Below are 16,344 nucleotides of genomic sequence, written 5' to 3'. Positions count from 1 at the left end.
GGGCCTGTCCGAATTTCCGTGTGTGAGGCTCATTGAACCTTCACCAGTTTCGTGACGCTGGTTGAAGATATTACGTGCTCGATTTGGTGAACCGGTCTTCGTAGAGGATCGCGAATTGGTTCATCGCTGATTTCCAGTTGTTGGCCGCCCGTCCCCAGTCCTCGGTGATGTTGCGCAGTGCCAGCCAGATCAGCTTGGTGGCCGCGTCGTCGCTGGGGAAGTGTCCTCTGGTCTTGATGATCTTGCGCAGCCGCGCATTCACACTCTCAATCGCGTTGGTCGTGTAGATCACGCGCCGCACCTCGGGCGGGAAGGCGAAGAACGGGATGACCTTGTCCCAGGCCCTGCGCCAGGCGTTGACGACGGTCGGGAATTTCTGGCCCCATGGCCCCTGGGCAAACGCATCCAGTTCAGCCTCGGCCGCCTCGGCGCTCACGGCCGTGTAGATCGGCTTGATGGCTGCGGCCAGGCCCTTGCGGTCCTTCCATGACGCAAAATCCAGGCTGCCCCGGATCAGGTGCACGATGCAGGTCTGCAGCGTCGTGGCCGGGAACACCGCTTGCAGTGCCTCGGGCATGCCCTTGAGGCCATCGGTCACGGCGATCAGGATGTCATGGACTCCGCGGGTCTTCAGATCGTTGAACACCTTCATCCAGAACTTGGCACCTTCGGTGTTCTCGATCCAGATTCCCAGGATGTCACGGCTGCCATCGGGCAGTACGCCCAGAGCCAGGTACACGGCCTTGGAGCGCACGACAGCGTCCTCGCGGATCTTGACCCGCAGCGCGTCGAAGAACACCACCGGGTACATCGACTCCAACGGGCGGCTCTGCCAGGCCGTGACCTCGCTCATCACCGCGTCGGTGACACTGCTGATGAGGTCGGGCGAGACGTCTACCGAGTACATCTCGGCAAGAAAGCCCTGGATCTCGCGCACCGTCATGCCGCGTGCGTACATGGCGATGATTTTGTCGTCAAAGCCCGTAAAGCGGCGCTCATGCTTGCCGATGAGCAGCGGCTCGAAGGTGCCCTCGCGGTCGCGGGGAACGTCAATGCGCAAGGCGCCGACGTCGGTCAGCACGGTCTTGGCGCTCTTGCCGTTGCGGTGATTGGGGGCAGCCCCTTCGGGCTTGGCTTGGCCGGGCGCGTAGCCCAGGTGGTGACTCATCTCGGCGCCCAGCGCGCGTTCAAGAACCGACTTCTTGAACTGCTGGAAGATGCCCTCAAGCTCGGCTGGCGTTACCGGCCCTGGGATGAGCTGCTCCAGCAGCTCGGCTGAGAATTGCGGCTGCGCCGCCTTGTCCGTCGCTGCGGTGGTCTTCGTCTTGCGTGGCATTCATGCTCCTTGTTGACATGCTATGCCTCACACACAAAGTTTCTGACAGGCTCGGGTTCGATGTTTCGCCCCCTCTTTTTGAAACCCTATGGGCGTTGATGCAATCCCTATGGGGTTTGGCGCGGGCTCGTTCTGCGGCGGCTTGTCCGATGGCCGGATGGTGTTCGCATCAATGCTCAATGCCAGCATCGCGGGGGTAGGGTCGCGCGTGATGGCACCCACCATGACCGGCCACAGCGGCCCGTTTGCAGTGGGCAGGCCCAACGCCTCACACCGTTGCAAGACGGCAGCTACTGCCCATTGCTTGACCACGCCGCGCACCTTCGCGCCGGAGCGTTGCAGTCCAGCAGGCCCGGCCACCTTGGCAAAGAAGTCTTCACGCAGGCTCTTGAGTGCTGCGCGGTCGATAGGTGCACTCCCAACGTGGGCGCCATCCTTCAGCGGCAGCAGCAGTACATGCAAATGCATTGCAGACTCGTCGCGGTGAACAACGGCACTCAGCACCGGCAGGGCCGAAGCACCCGCCAGCCACGCAAGGCACTGTGCGAAGTAAGCGGCGCTGTCGGGGATGGCGGCATCTTGCGGCAGGCTGAAAACGGCCTCGATGGCTTGGCAGTGGTCGCGGCGCAGCTTGTCCGCATGAATGCCCACGGCATCCAGCAAAGCCCCGGCTTGGGCTTGCACCTCAGCGGCGGATACAGGCCCATGCAAAATGCTGTTGCAGTGGGTGCGCGTGGGGTCTATGTGACCCGTAGCGCCTTGTTCAGCCTGTATCTCGCGCAGGTTGTGCCGCGCGGCCTCCAGCAACGTGCAAGGCTTGCGGCCATTGACCCGTGACAGCCCGATACTTTTAACGGCGAAGTGGGCGATGCTTTCAGCCATGCAAAGCCCCCTTGGCAGTCTCGTGCGCCGTGCGGTTCCGGTACGTCAAGTCGCCTTTAATGATTGCCAGCAGGTCGTAACGCTGGCGCGGAGTCATGGTCGACAGTTCGGCCAGAAACTCGCGCTGCGCGTCGCGCGTCAGTGCCTTTGCCAGCGTCTCGCAATGCTTCATCGCCAGCAGCCCAGAATGGGCGGCCTTGACTAACTCGAGACAGCCATAGCGGTGCACGGCAGCGGCTTGAAATATGAGGCGGCGCGATACGCCCGCACTGTCGGCAAGTTGCTGCGCGGTCGGGTGCATCGGTGCACTCATGCTCGCCCCGCTTTCATGCGGCGTGCCTTCCACTGGGTCAGCTTGCTCCGGTCGGCATGGGTCAGGAAATACACACCGGGGCGGCAAATGAACCCATCACGGTCAATAAAGTTGATGCGCTTGCATGGCACCTCCAGACCACGGCGGCGAAGCTCTGCCACCAGCTCAGGGCTATTGCTGCAACCCGCTTCGGTGTCAAGGCTCTCGCGCGGCATGGGGCGGCGCTCAAGGGCGGCAAGTGCACGCAGGTGGCGCGGATTGTGGGTGCCGGTAAACTTCGGTGTGTGTTCTTTGGAAAGCCCCTTGTCCGCTGCAACGGTCTGGGGCTTTTTCTTTGGGGCGGCAGTCATGGGCGGCCCCCCTTGCGAAACCAGCGGGACGGGGCAGCGCACCAAAGCGCCAGCAGCACGCGATTAATAGCGGCGGCCATTACGCAACCCCCAGCGCTGCACGGATGCCAGCAACGGGCCAGCACAGGCGGCCATTGATGCGCACTGGGCGCAAACCCTCGGGGAAGGTTTCAGCGCAGGCCCAGCCCCTCAGGGTCTGCGGGCGGCGCAGCAGGTAATGCGCGGCCTGTTCGGTCGGCACCGTGGGACGGTTGACCAGTTCCAGCGGGGGAAATGCCTGGGGCTCGGATACAGCGCGGCGGGTTTCGGCGCCGTGTTGCGTTGCTTGCATGGTTTCTCCAAACACCACCGAATGGCGATGCATGGAGCCCCATTGTTTTCACATGGAGGGCTTTCGCTAGCTTGCGAGTCTTACCGCGCTCTGGTGCGCTTTATCGCGTTCTACAGCGCTTGTTTACTGCTGCGGCGCAGGCGGTCGCGTAGGTTCTTGAGTTTGAAAAACTGCGGTTCGTCGTTGGCGTCTTGCCACTTGATGCCATCGTCTGAAACACCCAACAAAGGACGTTTTCCAGTCTCAGCCATTTGTACCAGCATGGCCCACACGGCGGGCGCATCGTATAGGTTTCCACATGCTTTTTGAGCGGCCTCTATCACGGGGTCCAAAAGGTCACGACGCGCTTTTTTAGGCGCATTGTTGGCGCCGTTCGCCACCACGGGAGCGGGCGGTGTATACGAACTTGCACGCTTCAAACTACCGCTTCGCAATTGCTGGGGCGCAGTACGGCAGGCGATGGACTGCACTTGCGCCGGCGTGGGCGGCAGTGCCTCAACCATCAAAGGACGCTCGGCAGGTTGACGTGCTACCCACTTGTCAATGAACGCAATCATGCGGGCGTGTTCTGCTTCGCGTAGCGCCTCCCTCATGTGGTTTGAAAAGTACGGTCCGCTATACAAACCCAATCCGAGCCCCGGTCCCTCAAGCTCGTAGAGCGTAGCCATTGCTCCATAACCATCGTCCCGAAAGCGCTCAAATGCCCCTGGGCGGTTTGCTAACCGGGCGCGCGCAACCTCAAATAGTAGCTCTCGTGTCTTGGACATTGCATCCTCCCGAATGCCGCTCCTTTGATTGGGTGCCACCAGCAGACCAGCGGGAGACTCTGGCTTTTTGGCCCGGTTTCGAAGCGGGCCTAGCTGGGGCAAAAACTGTTTTACGCGGCTTGCACCACACGCAGCCCACCGGGCGCGGCCTTGGCATCAAACACAATCTTTGCGTGTTCCAGTATCCAGGCCTCTATGCGCTCATGGTGCACGCGCAGCAGGTCTAGCGGGCGCACGCGGTAATGCTTTTCGGCGGTTGCGCTTGGCTTGTGGCCTTGAATCTGCGCCACCACCCCGGCGGGCACTTCCAGCCACTCCGACAAGGTGCCAAAGCTCCGGCGAAGGCCATGCAGGGTCAGGGCATCAATGGCGGCCACCTTGCACGCTTTGTCGTTTGCATGGTTGGGTTCGGTCATTGCGGCGCCTTCCACGCTGGCGCTGGCAAACACAAATTCATTGCGGCGGGGCAGGGCGGCCAGCAGGTGCCACACATAGGGCGTCAGGGGGATAACACGCTCGCCTTCCACTTTGTCCCGTATGGTCAGGCCTCGCCATTGGGTGTTTAAGTCGCTCCAGCGCATCGCCAGCACTTCACCAGGGCGGGCACCAGTCATCAGCAGCGTTTGCAGGTAGGCGGCCACGGTCGAATTGCCAATGCTGCGCACGGCGGCAAACCATGCGGGCAGTTGTTCTTTCAATAGGGCGTCATCTTTGGCGCGCGGCTTGCCCAATGCCTCGCGGGCTTTCTTTGTCTTTGCCGGGTTCACGCTGGGCAGCACTGGCGCATATTCCGGCTGTTCTGCGCACCAGCCTAGAAACGCTTTCAGCAGTCGCCATGCCAGCCGGGCAGCAGTCGGGCGGGTCTGTGCCTCGCGTGCTGCCCATGCCTCGATAACGGGTGCTGTCAGGTCACGCAGCGCCAGCCCCAGCAGCGGATGCAACGGCCCGGCAATGGTCACGCCACGGCCACGGGTGCCACGCTTGGCAGTCTCGCCACCGGCTCGGGTCAGGCGCTCATGGTCTTTCCGGTGAAGGGCGCCCCAATGCGGGGTGCGTTCGGCCACGTAGGCGGCCCAAGCCTCGCCCACGGTCACAGCTTGGGATGCGGCCTCCACAGCGGCGGCAACCAATGCGGCAGCCTGCGCTTTTGTCGCTGCCACGGCTTCGCGCTTCAAGTCGCGGGGGTCTTTGCCTTCATCAATCAGGCGTTGGAGTTCGCGTGCCTTGGCTTGCGCGTCTGGAATGCTCCAGGCGGCAGGGCTTCCAATGGTCAGGCGTATGTCTTTGCCTTGGTACACGCCTTGGAACACGTAGGCAGGTTTCCCGGCTGGCGTTGCCCTCAGCCCCAGCCCTGGCGCGGTCACATCCCACATGAAAGCCTGTTTCTTGTCGGGCGGGCATTTGAACCCCGAAACTCGGCCAGCGGTGAATGCAATCTTTGCCATGTGGTGCTCCTTGCGGTCTTACATCGGCCAGGATGTAAGGGAGGATGTAAGACTATTTTCCGAAAAATGCCGAATTTCAATCAACGCATTCGCTGGGTGTTTGTCCAGTGTTTTGCGTGTAAGCTGTTGATTTTTATTGATTCTATCACCATCAATCAACGCTGTGAAATATGGCATTGATGGGACTCATAATCCTTTGGTCGTTGGTTCAAGTCCAACACGTCCTACCAAGCTCGACAGTCGGTGGCCTTGCAATGCCCCAACCATCCTTGGGGTTGAAGAAGAATCGCCGATGCAGGGATGAAAGTGAGCCACTTGCGTTGGGCCTGCGCAAGATGCAGAAAAATTGCGAAATTTGAAATCAGCGCAGGGATGACTGATATACAATTGCACCCTTGCTCAGGCTTGCCTGTTGTAAGTGCAGAGATGCACGACGGTAAGTACATGAATTTTGAGGCAGCTTAAAATTCATGATATAATTTAAAGCTTAGCGGCTGTAGCTCAGTTGGATAGAGTACTTGGCTACGAACCAAGGGGTCGTGGGTTCAATTCCTGCCAGCCGCACCAATTGAAAAGCCCTGCAATCTTAGGATTGCAGGGCTTTTTCATTTGCATAATTGCGTATTCGTTGGATGATGGGCTATGAGCAAAGCGTTCACCAAAGAAACGAACACGGAAGATGAAGACATCGCGCCGCCTTCTGTGCCTGTCGGTGGAAAAAACTACATCACTCCCCAGGGTTATGCCCGCTTGCACGCGGAATTGCTGACCCTCATTGACAACGAGCGACCTCAAGTGGTCGACATCGTTCACTGGGCCGCCAGCAATGGCGACCGGTCTGAAAACGGAGACTATCTCTATGGCAAGAAACGCCTGCGAGAAATAGACCGTCGTATCCGCTTTTTGACCAAGCGCTTAGAGATTGCAGAAATCGTTGATCCATCGGTGCATGCAGGCAGCGACCAGGTTTTTTTTGGCGCGTCCGTCACGTACGTGGATGATCTGGATGTCCAGAGAACCATCACCATCATAGGCATCGACGAGGCGGATACGACCCAGGCCGAGGTGAGTTGGGTGTCTCCCGTGGCGCGCGCATTGATCAAAGCCCGAGAGGGCGATGAGGTTGCCCTGGCGACGCCGACAGGGACGCGGCTGCTGACGATCCTGAAGGTGCGCTACCCACCTGGTCCACGCGCCTAAGTGTCCTTCACTCAGGCGGCAGTGTGCGCGTGGCACGCAAGACCGCTGGGACGCGGCGCAGGTTGCGCAGGGCGGCATCCAGGTGCATGTGGTCGCGCACCGCGACGACAAACCGCAGGTCTACCGTATCCAGGGCAACTTCATCGTCCATGTCGACATGGGTGATGTCGGCCTCGGAATGGGCCAGTTCCGCAGCGATCCGCGCCAGTACGCCCTTGCCGTTTCGCACCGTGACGATGACACCCGTTTCAAACATGCGCGTGGGCTCGTCTGCCCAGTCCACGGCGATGAAACGTTCGCTGTCTTTGTTCTGCAGTTTTTTGGCGAGCGGGCATTGCGCTGCATGCACCACCAGGCCTTCGCCGCGCCCCAGATAGCCCACGATGGCATCGCCTGGAATGGGCCTGCAGCACGGGGCATATTGGACAGAGGCATTTTCGCTGCCGTCCAGCGTGACGCCGCCCTGGGAAACGGTTTCGTGCGAACTGTAGCGTTCGCGCGTCAGCAGCAGCGCGTCAGGCCTGTGGCCGTGCTCGGCCATCAGCACCATGAGGCGCTTGGCCACGATGCTGGCGATGCGTTTGCCCAGCCCGAGGTCGGTCATGAGTTCGCTGCGCGAGCGGCTGCCGGTGAAGCGCAGCAGTTTGTCCCAGATTGCCTGCGTCTCTTCGACCACCGGGGGCAACTGCTGCAGCCCTTCGGCGCGCAAGGCCTGCGCCAGCAGCTTCTCACCCAAGCCTTCGGATTCGCTGTGGGCCAGTGTTTTGAGGTAGTTGCGGATTTTGGACCGTGCGCGTCCGGTGCGCACAAAGCCGAGCCAAGCAGGGTTTGGAGAAGCGTGGGGCGTGGTGATGATTTCCACCACATCGCCATTCTTGAGCTCGGTGCGCAACGGCACCTGCTCGTTGTTGATTTTGGCGGCGGCCGTGCGGTTGCCGATGTTGCTGTGGATGGCGTAGGCAAAGTCGACGACCGTAGCGCCACGCGGCAGGGCCATGATCTGGCTCTTGGGCGTGAACACATAGACCGCATCGGGAAACAGGTCAACTTTGACATGGTCCCAGAACTCTGCGGCATCGCGTGTTTCGTTCTGGATGTCGAGCAGCGACTGGAGCCATTTGGTGCCCAGGCGCTCTGCCGCCTTGTCCTCCGTGTCCTGGGCTTTGTAGAGCCAGTGTGCGGCAACGCCGGCTTCGGCAATGACGTGCATTTCTTCGGTGCGCATCTGGAACTCGATATTCACGCCCGAAGGGCCGACCAGCGTGGTGTGCAGAGACTGGTAGCCATTGAGCTTGGCAATGGCGATATGGTCCTTGAACTTGCCCGGCACAGGCTTGTACATCTGGTGCAGCACGCCGAGCGCGGTATAGCAGTCGGTCACCGTGGGGACGATGACACGAAAGCCATAAAGGTCGGTGACCTGGGCAAAGCTCAGGTGTTTCAGGACCATCTTCTGGTAGATGGCGTAGAGCGTTTTTTCGCGCCCGGCGAGCCGCGCAGCCATGCCCATGCGCGCAAACACCGCATCCACGTCGGCCTGCACCTTTTGCACCAGGTCGCGGCGGCGGTTGCGCGACTTGCTGACGGCCTTGCTCAAGGTCGTGTAGCGCCAGGGGTGCAGATGCCTGAATGCCAGGTCCTGCAGTTCGCGGTAGGTCTGGTTGAGTCCGAGCCGGTGGGCAATCGGGGCGTAGATCTCGAGGGTTTCAGACGAAATGCGCCCCCATTTGCTGCGCGGCATGTCCGACAGCGTGCGCATGTTGTGTGTGCGGTCAGCCAGCTTGATGAGAATGACCCGCACGTCGCGCGCCATGGCCAGCAGCATTTTGCGAAACGACTCGGCCTGGTTTTCTTCGCGCGTATCGAACTGCAGCTTGTCGAGTTTGGTGAGACCGTCGACCAGTTCGGCCACGGGCGCGCCGAAGCGGTCGATCAGGTCCGCTTTGGTGACACCACAGTCTTCCATGGCGTCGTGCAGCAGCGCTGCCATCAGGGCCTGGGCATCGAGCTTCCAGTTCGCACATTGCGCCGCCACCGCGATCGGGTGAGTGATGTAGGGTTCGCCGCTGTTGCGCAGTTGCCCCAGGTGCGCCGTGTCGGCGTACCGGTAGGCCTGGCGTACCAGCTCCACGCTGGCGGCGTCCAGGTAGTCCAGTCTCTCCATGAGTGCAGCAAAGCTTGCCGCCGCAGCATTGGCCGCCGCCGTGGCGGAGCTTGGAAGCAGGGGAGGGTCAGTGGAAGAAGAGGAAGCGTTCAGCACCGCAGTCATGCCTTAAATGTAGCGCGCCTGCAATGGGAGGGCGTGCGGCATAAAAAAAGCACCGCTGGGCGGTGCTTTTTCCATGCGGCTGTGCAGCTGCGGATCAGCCGGGAACCTTCTTGAGCATCTCGATGCCGACCTTGCCGGCCGCGATCTCGCGCAAGGCGGTCACGGCGGGCTTGTTGCGGCTTTCGATGCGGGGGGCGTGACCCTGGCTGAGCATGCGCGCGCGGTAGGTAGCCGCCAGCACCAGTTGAAAGCGGTTGGGGATCTGCTCCAGGCAGTCTTCGACGGTAATGCGGGCCATGGGTACTCCGGGGAATTCAAGGGATGTTGAGCGACTCGAAGGTCGCGGCACGTGCACGGCGCTGGGCCGCGTATTTGAGCCGCTGGGCGTGTGCAATGGCTTTCAGATCGAAAAGCGCGCGCTCAAACAACTCATTGATTATAACGAAGTCGAATTGGTGGGCCTGGGCCATCTCGGTGGCGGCATTCTTGAGCCGCACCTCGATCACCTCGGCCGAGTCTTCGCCGCGGCGCTCCAGGCGCGAGCGCAGTTCCTCCCAGCTCGGCGGCAGGATGAAGATCAGCACCGCGTTGGCAAAGGTCTGCCTGATCTGCAGTGCCCCCTGGAAGTCGATTTCCAGGATCACGTCGCTGCCCTGTGCAATACGCTCTTCGATGGTCTTCTTGGACGTGCCGTAGCGTTGACCATGGACATGGGCCCACTCGACGAAGGCGTTGGACGCCACCATGGCGTCGAACTCCGATTCCGAGACAAAGAAGTAGTCGCGGCCGTGCTTTTCCTGTCCGCGCGGTGCGCGCGTCGTGTGCGAGACGGACAGGTAGATGTGGGAGTCGAGCTCCAGCAGGGCCTTGACAAGGCTGGACTTGCCAGCACCGCTGGGTGCTGCGACTACGTATAGATTTCCAGGGTAGTCCATAAGGGATATGTGCAGTGCGCTATGAAATGAGGGGTTTTATTCGATGTTCTGCACCTGCTCGCGCATTTGCTCGATCAGCACCTTCATGTCCACGCTGATGCGCGTGAGGTCCAGTGCCGCCGACTTGGAGCCCAGAGTGTTGGCCTCGCGGTGCAGCTCCTGGATGAGGAAGTCCAGGCGCTTGCCGATCTCGCCGCCTTGATCGAGCAGGCGCTCGATCTCGTCGAGGTGCGACTGCAGCCGCGTGACTTCTTCCGCCACGTCGATGCGGATGGCAAATGCGGTGGCCTCGGACAGCGCGCGGTCTTGCGCGGCTTCGGGCGTCGCGCTGCCTTCTGCCAGGCCCATGGCTTCCTTCCAGCGTTCCATGAAGCGCTGGCGCTGTTGTTCGACCAGCCGGGGTACGAGCGGCACGGCCTGCAGGGTCAGGGTGCGAAGCTGGCCCACGCGCTCGTGCAGCATGGTCGCCAGGCGCTCACCTTCTTGCTTGCGCGCGGCCAGCAGGGCCTTGATGGCCTTCTCGGCAAGCGCAGGAACGGCTTCGCTCCAGTCTTCGTGCGTGGTCTGGTTGTTGGCGCACAGGCGAAGGACGTCGGCCACCGTCAGGGCAGCGGCCTGGGGCAGCCACGACTGGACGCCGTCCTGCAGAGTCCCCAGGCGCTGCAGCAGGCGCGGAGCGAGCTCGGGCAGTCCGCCGGCATCGTTGCTGTCGATGGCGGCGCGCACTTCCACCTTGCCGCGCTTGATCTTGCGCGTGACCAGGCTGCGCAGCACGGGTTCCATGGCGCGCAGCTCGTCGGGGAGGCGAAACGACAGGTCGAGAAAACGGCTGTTGACGGAGCGGATTTCCAGCCCGAGCCGGCGTGCCGAGGGGCTGCGCGCGTCGGCCGCTTCGCCCCCGCTGGATGCGCCATGCTGGGCGCTGGCGTATCCGGTCATGCTGTAAACTGGCATTGGACTTTTGATGGTTGCTTGCAATCCGGCGATTATCCGGGTTCTGGTTCACGCTCGAATTCTCCCTGCGAAATATGTCCAAAATCAAACCGGCGCCGTTGCCGCCCGATACCGCCATTGGCGGTTACCGAGTGATCCGCCGGTTGTCCTCCGGTGGCTTTGGCGTGGTGTACCTGGCCGAAGATGGCGAAGGCCAGCAGGTCGCCATCAAGGAATACCTGCCGTCGTCGCTGGCGGCGCGCGCTGCGGGCGAGTTGCTGCCCTGCGTACCGCCCGAAAAGCTCTCGCTCTACCGGCTCGGACTCAAGAGTTTTTTTGAAGAAGGCCGCGCGCTGGCGCAGATCTCGCATGCCTCGGTGGTGAGCGTGCTCAACTTCTTCCGCGAGAACGAGACCGTCTACATGGTGATGAACTACCTGGAGGGCGCGACCCTGCAGGACTTCATCATCACCGCGCGCGACCTCAAGACGCCCAAGGTGTTCCGCGAGTCCACCATCCGCTCGCTGTTCGACGAGGTGCTGCGCGGACTGCGCATCGTGCACCAGCACAAGATGCTGCACCTGGACATCAAGCCCGCCAACATCTTCATCACCGACAGCGACAAGGCCGTGATGATCGACTTTGGCGCCGCACGCGAAGTGCTCTCCAAAGAGGGCAACTTCATCCGTCCGATGTACACGCCCGGGTTTGCCGCGCCCGAGATGTACCGGCGGGACTCGTCGATGGGACCGTGGACCGATATCTACGCGATCGGTGCCTGCATCTACGCCTGCATGCAGGGTTTTCCGCCCAACGAGGCGCCGCAGCGCCACGACAAGGACCGGCTCTCGCTGGCGCTGGCCAAGCTGCGCGGCGTGTATTCGGACAACCTCATCGAAGTGGTTGAGTGGTGCATGGCGCTCGATCCCATGTCGCGCCCGCAGTCGGTGTTTGCGCTGCAGAAGGAACTCGCGCGCGAAGGAGAGCGCCGCTACACCAAGCTCACGGTGGCAGAAAAGATGCGCCTGCAACTCGACACCCTGGTGTCCGACACGCGCAAGAACGTGCACAAGGTCGGCGCTGTCGCCGGCCTGGCCGCCAAATCCAAATGAAGTTCTCCGTCTTTCAGATCAGCCGCTGCGGTGGTCGCGAGCAAAACGAAGACCGCATGGGCTACTGCTACACGCGCGAGGCCAGCCTGTTTGTGCTGGCCGACGGCATGGGCGGCCACCCCGAGGGCGAAGTGGCGGCGCAGATTGCGCTGCAGACCGTCTCGGCCCTGTTCCAGCGCCAGGCCAAGCCCGTGCTCCGGGATGTGCAGGAGTTCCTGTCGTCGGCCCTGCTGGCGGCGCACCACCAGATCCTGCGCTACGCCAGTGACAAAGGCATGCTCGACTCGCCCCGCACCACGCTGGTGGCGGCGGTGCTGCAGGGCGGCAGCGCCACCTGGGTGCACTGTGGCGACTCGCGCCTGTACATGGTGCGCGCGGGCGAGCTGCTCACGCGCACGCGCGACCATTCGTACAGCGAGCTGCGCAGCGTCCCGCCGGGGCTCGAGCGCATCAACCGCAACGTCCTGTTCACCTGCCTGGGCTCGCCCACCAAGCCGATCTACGACCTGGCCGGCCCCGTGCCCCTGGAGCAGGGCGACCGCCTGATGCTGTGCTCGGACGGGCTCTGGGGCACGCTCAGCGACGGCGAGATCGCGCAGCAGATGGCGCGCCTGCCGGTGTCGCAGTCCGTGCCCGAGCTGGTGGAAGAGGCGCTGCGCAAGGCTGGCCGGGGCAGCGACAACGTCACCGTGGTGGCGCTGGAATGGGAGACGCCCGATGCGTTCGAGTCCACGCAAGGGGTGTCGACCGACAGCATCGGTGGCGACGTGTTCGCCTCGACGATCCAGGCCGGCCCGCTCGATGGGCTGGTGGACGACCTGGACGACGAGGCCATCGAGCGCTCGATCGCGGAGATCAACGAAGCCATTCGCCGCTCGGCTGCGCGCAAGGCGTAGCGCGAGCACCGCATGCCCCGGCCCGCTGCCACGCGCCGAAGGCGCACGCAGCGACAGCCGTTTTCTTTCCTCCTTGCCGCTGCACGCCCGCACACTGGCCGCCAGCTGCATGGCCACTTCGACCTGAACGGACCCGCACTTTTTCCATGACCACCCCCATCCGCAGCGGCAACCGCGCCGCAGACCAGTTGCGCCCGGTGCGCATCACCCGCCACTACACGCAACACGCCGAAGGCGCGGTGCTGATCGAGTTCGGCGCCACGCGCGTGCTGTGCACCGCCTCGGTGCAAGAGAAAGTGCCGCCGCACCAGCGCGGCACGGGCCGCGGCTGGGTCACGGCCGAATACGGCATGCTGCCGCGCGCCACGCACCAGCGCAGCGACCGCGAGGCGGCCAAGGGCAAGCAAAGCGGGCGCACGCAGGAGATCCAGCGCCTCATCGGGCGCAGCCTGCGCGCGGTGTTCGACCTGTCGCTGCTCGGCGAGCGCACGCTCGTGCTCGACTGCGACGTGATCCAGGCCGACGGCGGCACGCGCACCGCGGCCATCACCGGCGCCTGGGTCGCGGCCAGCGACGCCGTGGCCACGCTGCTGGCCAGCGGCGCGCTGGCGGCCTCGCCGATCCGCGGGCCCGTGGCCGCCATCTCGGTGGGCCTGGTGCAGGGCCAGCCGGTGCTCGACCTCGACTATGCCGAAGACGCTGGTTGCGACACCGACATGAACGTGGTCATGACCGGCGCGGGACACTTCGTGGAAGTGCAGGGCACGGCCGAGGGCGCCGCCTTCACGCGCGCGCAGATGGACCAGCTGCTCGCGCTGGCCGACAAGGGCATCGCCGAGCTGGTGCAGCTGCAGCAGCAATCACTATCGAATGAATAGCTATCAGCGTAGATCTGGTAAGCGTTACAGGCACTTTTGACCATGAAAATTGTTTTGGCATCGAACAACCGCGGCAAGCTCGCCGAACTGCAGGCCATGCTGGCGCCGCTGGGCGTGGAGCTGGTCCGACAGGCCGACCTGGGCGTCGGCGAGGCCGAGGAGCCGCACCGCACCTTCGTCGAAAACGCCCTGGCCAAGGCGCGCTTTGCCGCCGCCCACACGGGCCTGCCGGCGCTGGCCGACGACGCCGGCCTGTGCGTCGAGGCCTTCGGCGGCCTGCCGGGCGTGGACACGGCCTACTACTGCACCCAGTTCGGCTACGAGAAAAGCGACGACAACAACGTGCGCGCGCTGCTCGAACAACTGCAGGGCCAGGACCACCGCCGCGCCGCCATGGTCAGCACCCTGGTGGCGGTGCGCAGCCCGCAGGACCCCGAGCCCTTGATTGCCGTCGGCCGTGTGGTCGGCGAAATCACGCGCGAGCGGCGCGGCGGCAACGGCTTTGGCTTTGATCCGGTGATGTTCCTGCCCGAATTCGGCAAAACCTTTGCCGAGCTGCCGGTCGAGGTCAAGAACGCCCACAGCCACCGCGGCCGCGCGTCCCAGCAGATGCTGGCGCTGCTGCGCGAGCGTTGGATCTAGCATGGCCATTCCCATCACTCCGGCCGGCGATGCGCCGGCGCCGCTGCGCGACGTCCAGCACTACATGCGCCCCGGCCTGCTGCAGCTTGCCAGCCTGCCGCCGCTGTCGCTGTACGTGCATCTACCCTGGTGCCTGAAGAAATGCCCGTACTGCGACTTCAACTCGCACGAATGGCAGGGCGCAGGCGGCGCGGCCGGCATTCCCGAGCAGCGCTACCTCGACGCCCTGGTGGCCGACCTGGAGGCCGCGCTGCCGCTGGTCTGGGGCCGGCCGGTGCACAGCGTTTTCATCGGCGGCGGCACGCCCAGCCTGTTCTCGCCCCAGGCCATCGACCGGCTGCTGGGCGACATCCGCGCACGCCTGCCGCTGGCGGCCGACTGCGAAATCACGCTCGAAGCCAACCCCGGCACCTTCGAGAAGGACCGCTTTCGCGCGTTCCGTGCGGCCGGCGTGACGCGGCTGTCGGTCGGCGTGCAGAGCTTCAACGACAGGCACCTGCAGGCGCTGGGCCGTGTGCACGACCGCGCGCAGGCGCTGGCCGCGGTCGAAGAGGCCGCGCAGGCCTTCGATACTTTCAACCTCGACATCATGTACGCGCTGCCCGGCCAGACCATGGCCGAGCTCGACGCCGACCTGCACCAGGCGCTGGCCCTGGCGCCGCCGCACATCTCGATCTACCACCTGACGATCGAGCCCAACACCTATTTCGCCAAGTTTCCGCCAGCCATTCCGGCAGACGACGACGCCTACGCCATGCTCGACCGCATCACCGAGCTGACGGGCCAGGCGGGCATGGAGCGCTATGAAATATCGGCCTATGCGCAGCCCGGGCACGCGTGCTTCCACAACACCAACTACTGGCAGTTCGGCGATTACCTGGGCATTGGCGCGGGGGCGCACAGCAAGCTGAGCTTTGCGCACCGCGTGGTGCGCCAGACGCGCTTTCGCGACCCGGTGCGCTACATGGACAACGCGCTCGCCGGCCACGCCGTGGCGCAGGACGACGACGTGCGCCGCGCCGACCTGCCGTTCGAGTACATGCTCAACGCGCTGCGCCTGCGCGGCGGCTTTGCGCTGCAGGACTTTGTCGAGCGCACCGGCCTGCCGGTGACCGCCATTGCCCTTGCGCTCGACGAGGCCGAGCGCAAGGGGCTGATCGAGCGCGACATGGTGCATGTGCGCCCGACCGAGCGCGGCTTCGATTTCCTGAGCGACCTGCAGGCGCTGTTCCTGGCCGACTGAGCGCGGCGCGGTGGGCCCGATTTTCAAGCCAAACAGGCCTCAAACGCTGATGGAATAATCGCTGGAAGCTATCAATACGGTAGTGAATTTGGCGCGCCCTCAGCCGCAGCGCGCGGCCGTGATGCGGCCGCTGCCGTCCACCACCAGGTTCAGCCGCTCGGGGTTGAACTCCCGCGTCACCGGCTGGTTGGGCTGCAGCACGCGCGCCATGGCCGCGCCCGAGGCAACGCGTGCCTGCTCGGTCACCGACGCCGTGCTCTGTCTGCCCAGGACTTTCTGCGCTGGCGCGGCGTCGCAGGTGCCGCCGCGCGGGCCCGGCGTCTGCCACTGGGGCGCCGCCGGCTGGGGGCTGGGCAGACCGGCGCAGCCGGCCAGCAGGGCTGCGCAGAGGGCGGCGGACAGCAGGGACAGGGTGTTGGAAGGGCGCATGTCGGGTTTCCTTGTAAAGTGCAAAAAGGCAGCGCAGGGCGCCGGGCCCGACACCATACCGCGTGGCAAGCGGGCGCTGCGCTGGCGCCTGGCACGCGCGCCCCGGGGCTGCCGCGGCGGCCGTTCCGGGAAGCGCCGGGCGCGCGGGGCGGGCCGCGCACGCCGGCGCATGGCTTGCGCAGGGTGCTATGGAAAAAATAGCTGCTTGCGCTTATTACACTCGGGTTACAGGCCGATCGTGCTCCCCCGAGCTGCCGCGACGTGGCCGCCCGCGGGCCCGGTCGGGCACCAGCCTGCCTGCAGGGCCCCTGCGGGTGGCCCGCTTGGAACGGGTCGCCCCGGCCAGCGCCCAGGCCCGTGCCTGGATGCACGGGCTCCGCGCT

At 63.8% G+C, this 16,344-nt stretch carries 18 protein-coding genes and 1 tRNA gene; 7 read left to right on the top strand and 12 right to left on the bottom strand.

Annotation, left to right across the window (positions count from 1 at the left end):
- Positions 1–70 precede the first annotated feature (70 nt).
- The 7 genes from B2J89_RS12930 to B2J89_RS12900 form a co-directional block, all read right to left on the bottom strand.
- Complete coding sequence (locus B2J89_RS12930) at positions 71–1,336, bottom strand: IS256 family transposase (protein WP_169168799.1); 1,266 nt, start codon at positions 1,334–1,336, stop codon at positions 71–73.
- Positions 1,337–1,363: 27 nt separating this feature from the next.
- Positions 1,364–2,218 carry a plasmid recombination protein gene (locus B2J89_RS12925; protein ID WP_169169500.1) on the bottom strand — a complete coding sequence of 285 codons (855 nt, stop codon included), beginning with the start codon at positions 2,216–2,218 and terminating at the stop codon, positions 1,364–1,366.
- Positions 2,211–2,531: a hypothetical protein gene (locus B2J89_RS12920; RefSeq protein ID WP_169169499.1), complete on the bottom strand. Its 321-nt coding sequence runs from the start codon at positions 2,529–2,531 to the stop codon at positions 2,211–2,213. The genes B2J89_RS12925 and B2J89_RS12920 overlap by 8 nt, the downstream gene beginning before the upstream one ends.
- Entirely contained in the window at positions 2,528–2,881 is a 354-nt protein-coding gene (locus tag B2J89_RS12915; protein ID WP_169169498.1) for a hypothetical protein, read from the bottom strand. Before B2J89_RS12915 ends, B2J89_RS12920 begins: the two co-directional genes overlap by 4 nt.
- Positions 2,882–2,960: 79 nt before the next feature.
- A complete protein-coding gene (locus B2J89_RS12910) occupies positions 2,961–3,212 on the bottom strand; it encodes a hypothetical protein (RefSeq protein WP_169169497.1) in 252 nt (83 codons plus the stop codon).
- Positions 3,213–3,322: 110 nt separating this feature from the next.
- Positions 3,323–3,979 (bottom strand): hypothetical protein, encoded by a 657-nt coding sequence (locus B2J89_RS12905; RefSeq protein WP_169169496.1) that lies wholly within the window; start codon positions 3,977–3,979, stop codon positions 3,323–3,325.
- Positions 3,980–4,089: 110 nt separating this feature from the next.
- Positions 4,090–5,424, bottom strand: a complete 1,335-nt coding sequence (locus tag B2J89_RS12900) for an integrase family protein (protein WP_169169495.1) — start codon at positions 5,422–5,424, stop codon at positions 4,090–4,092.
- 490 nt (positions 5,425–5,914) lie between these two features.
- On the opposite strand from B2J89_RS12900, the gene B2J89_RS12895 reads away from it, so the two are divergent.
- Positions 5,915–5,991 (top strand) — tRNA-Arg (locus B2J89_RS12895).
- A 75-nt stretch (positions 5,992–6,066) separates the two neighbouring features.
- The gene (gene greB, locus B2J89_RS12890; protein ID WP_169169494.1) at positions 6,067–6,624 is read left to right on the top strand and encodes a transcription elongation factor GreB; all 558 of its coding nucleotides are present in this window, start codon (positions 6,067–6,069) and stop codon (positions 6,622–6,624) included.
- A 7-nt stretch (positions 6,625–6,631) separates the two neighbouring features.
- Here the strand turns inward: greB and B2J89_RS12885 are convergent, their stop codons facing one another.
- The 4 genes from B2J89_RS12885 to B2J89_RS12870 all read right to left on the bottom strand — a co-directional run bounded on the left by B2J89_RS12885 (position 6,632) and on the right by B2J89_RS12870 (position 10,782).
- The gene (locus tag B2J89_RS12885; RefSeq protein WP_169169493.1) at positions 6,632–8,893 is read right to left on the bottom strand and encodes a bifunctional (p)ppGpp synthetase/guanosine-3',5'-bis(diphosphate) 3'-pyrophosphohydrolase; all 2,262 of its coding nucleotides are present in this window, start codon (positions 8,891–8,893) and stop codon (positions 6,632–6,634) included.
- 94 nt (positions 8,894–8,987) lie between these two features.
- A complete protein-coding gene (rpoZ, locus tag B2J89_RS12880) occupies positions 8,988–9,191 on the bottom strand; it encodes a DNA-directed RNA polymerase subunit omega (RefSeq protein ID WP_169169492.1) in 204 nt (67 codons plus the stop codon).
- A gap of 16 nt (positions 9,192–9,207) precedes the next feature.
- Positions 9,208–9,828, bottom strand: coding sequence for a guanylate kinase (gene gmk / locus B2J89_RS12875; RefSeq protein ID WP_169169491.1), 621 nt, complete (start codon positions 9,826–9,828; stop codon positions 9,208–9,210).
- A 36-nt stretch (positions 9,829–9,864) separates the two neighbouring features.
- On the bottom strand, positions 9,865–10,782 hold the full coding sequence (locus B2J89_RS12870) for a YicC/YloC family endoribonuclease (RefSeq protein WP_169169490.1): 918 nt from the start codon (positions 10,780–10,782) through the stop codon (positions 9,865–9,867).
- Positions 10,783–10,856: 74 nt separating this feature from the next.
- Between B2J89_RS12870 and B2J89_RS12865 the strand changes: the two genes are divergently transcribed.
- The 5 genes from B2J89_RS12865 to hemW all read left to right on the top strand — a co-directional run bounded on the left by B2J89_RS12865 (position 10,857) and on the right by hemW (position 15,532).
- On the top strand, positions 10,857–11,873 hold the full coding sequence (locus B2J89_RS12865) for a serine/threonine-protein kinase (protein WP_169169489.1): 1,017 nt from the start codon (positions 10,857–10,859) through the stop codon (positions 11,871–11,873).
- The gene (locus B2J89_RS12860) at positions 11,870–12,769 is read left to right on the top strand and encodes a PP2C family serine/threonine-protein phosphatase (RefSeq protein ID WP_169169488.1); all 900 of its coding nucleotides are present in this window, start codon (positions 11,870–11,872) and stop codon (positions 12,767–12,769) included. The genes B2J89_RS12865 and B2J89_RS12860 overlap by 4 nt, the downstream gene beginning before the upstream one ends.
- A 146-nt stretch (positions 12,770–12,915) precedes the next feature.
- Positions 12,916–13,647 (top strand): ribonuclease PH, encoded by a 732-nt coding sequence (gene rph / locus B2J89_RS12855; protein WP_169169487.1) that lies wholly within the window; start codon positions 12,916–12,918, stop codon positions 13,645–13,647.
- A gap of 42 nt (positions 13,648–13,689) precedes the next feature.
- On the top strand, positions 13,690–14,289 hold the full coding sequence (gene rdgB, locus B2J89_RS12850; protein WP_169169486.1) for an RdgB/HAM1 family non-canonical purine NTP pyrophosphatase: 600 nt from the start codon (positions 13,690–13,692) through the stop codon (positions 14,287–14,289).
- 1 nt (position 14,290) lies between these two features.
- Complete coding sequence (hemW, locus tag B2J89_RS12845; protein ID WP_169169485.1) at positions 14,291–15,532, top strand: radical SAM family heme chaperone HemW; 1,242 nt, start codon at positions 14,291–14,293, stop codon at positions 15,530–15,532.
- Positions 15,533–15,631: 99 nt separating this feature from the next.
- Here hemW and B2J89_RS12840 read toward each other — a convergent pair whose 3' ends face one another.
- Positions 15,632–15,961, bottom strand: a complete 330-nt coding sequence (locus tag B2J89_RS12840; RefSeq protein ID WP_169169484.1) for an I78 family peptidase inhibitor — start codon at positions 15,959–15,961, stop codon at positions 15,632–15,634.
- Positions 15,962–16,344: the final 383 nt, after the last annotated feature.

The organism is Acidovorax sp. SRB_24, from assembly GCF_012931925.1.
The sequence above is the reverse complement of the archived record's forward strand: the minus strand, read 5'-3'. Positions and strand labels throughout refer to the sequence as shown.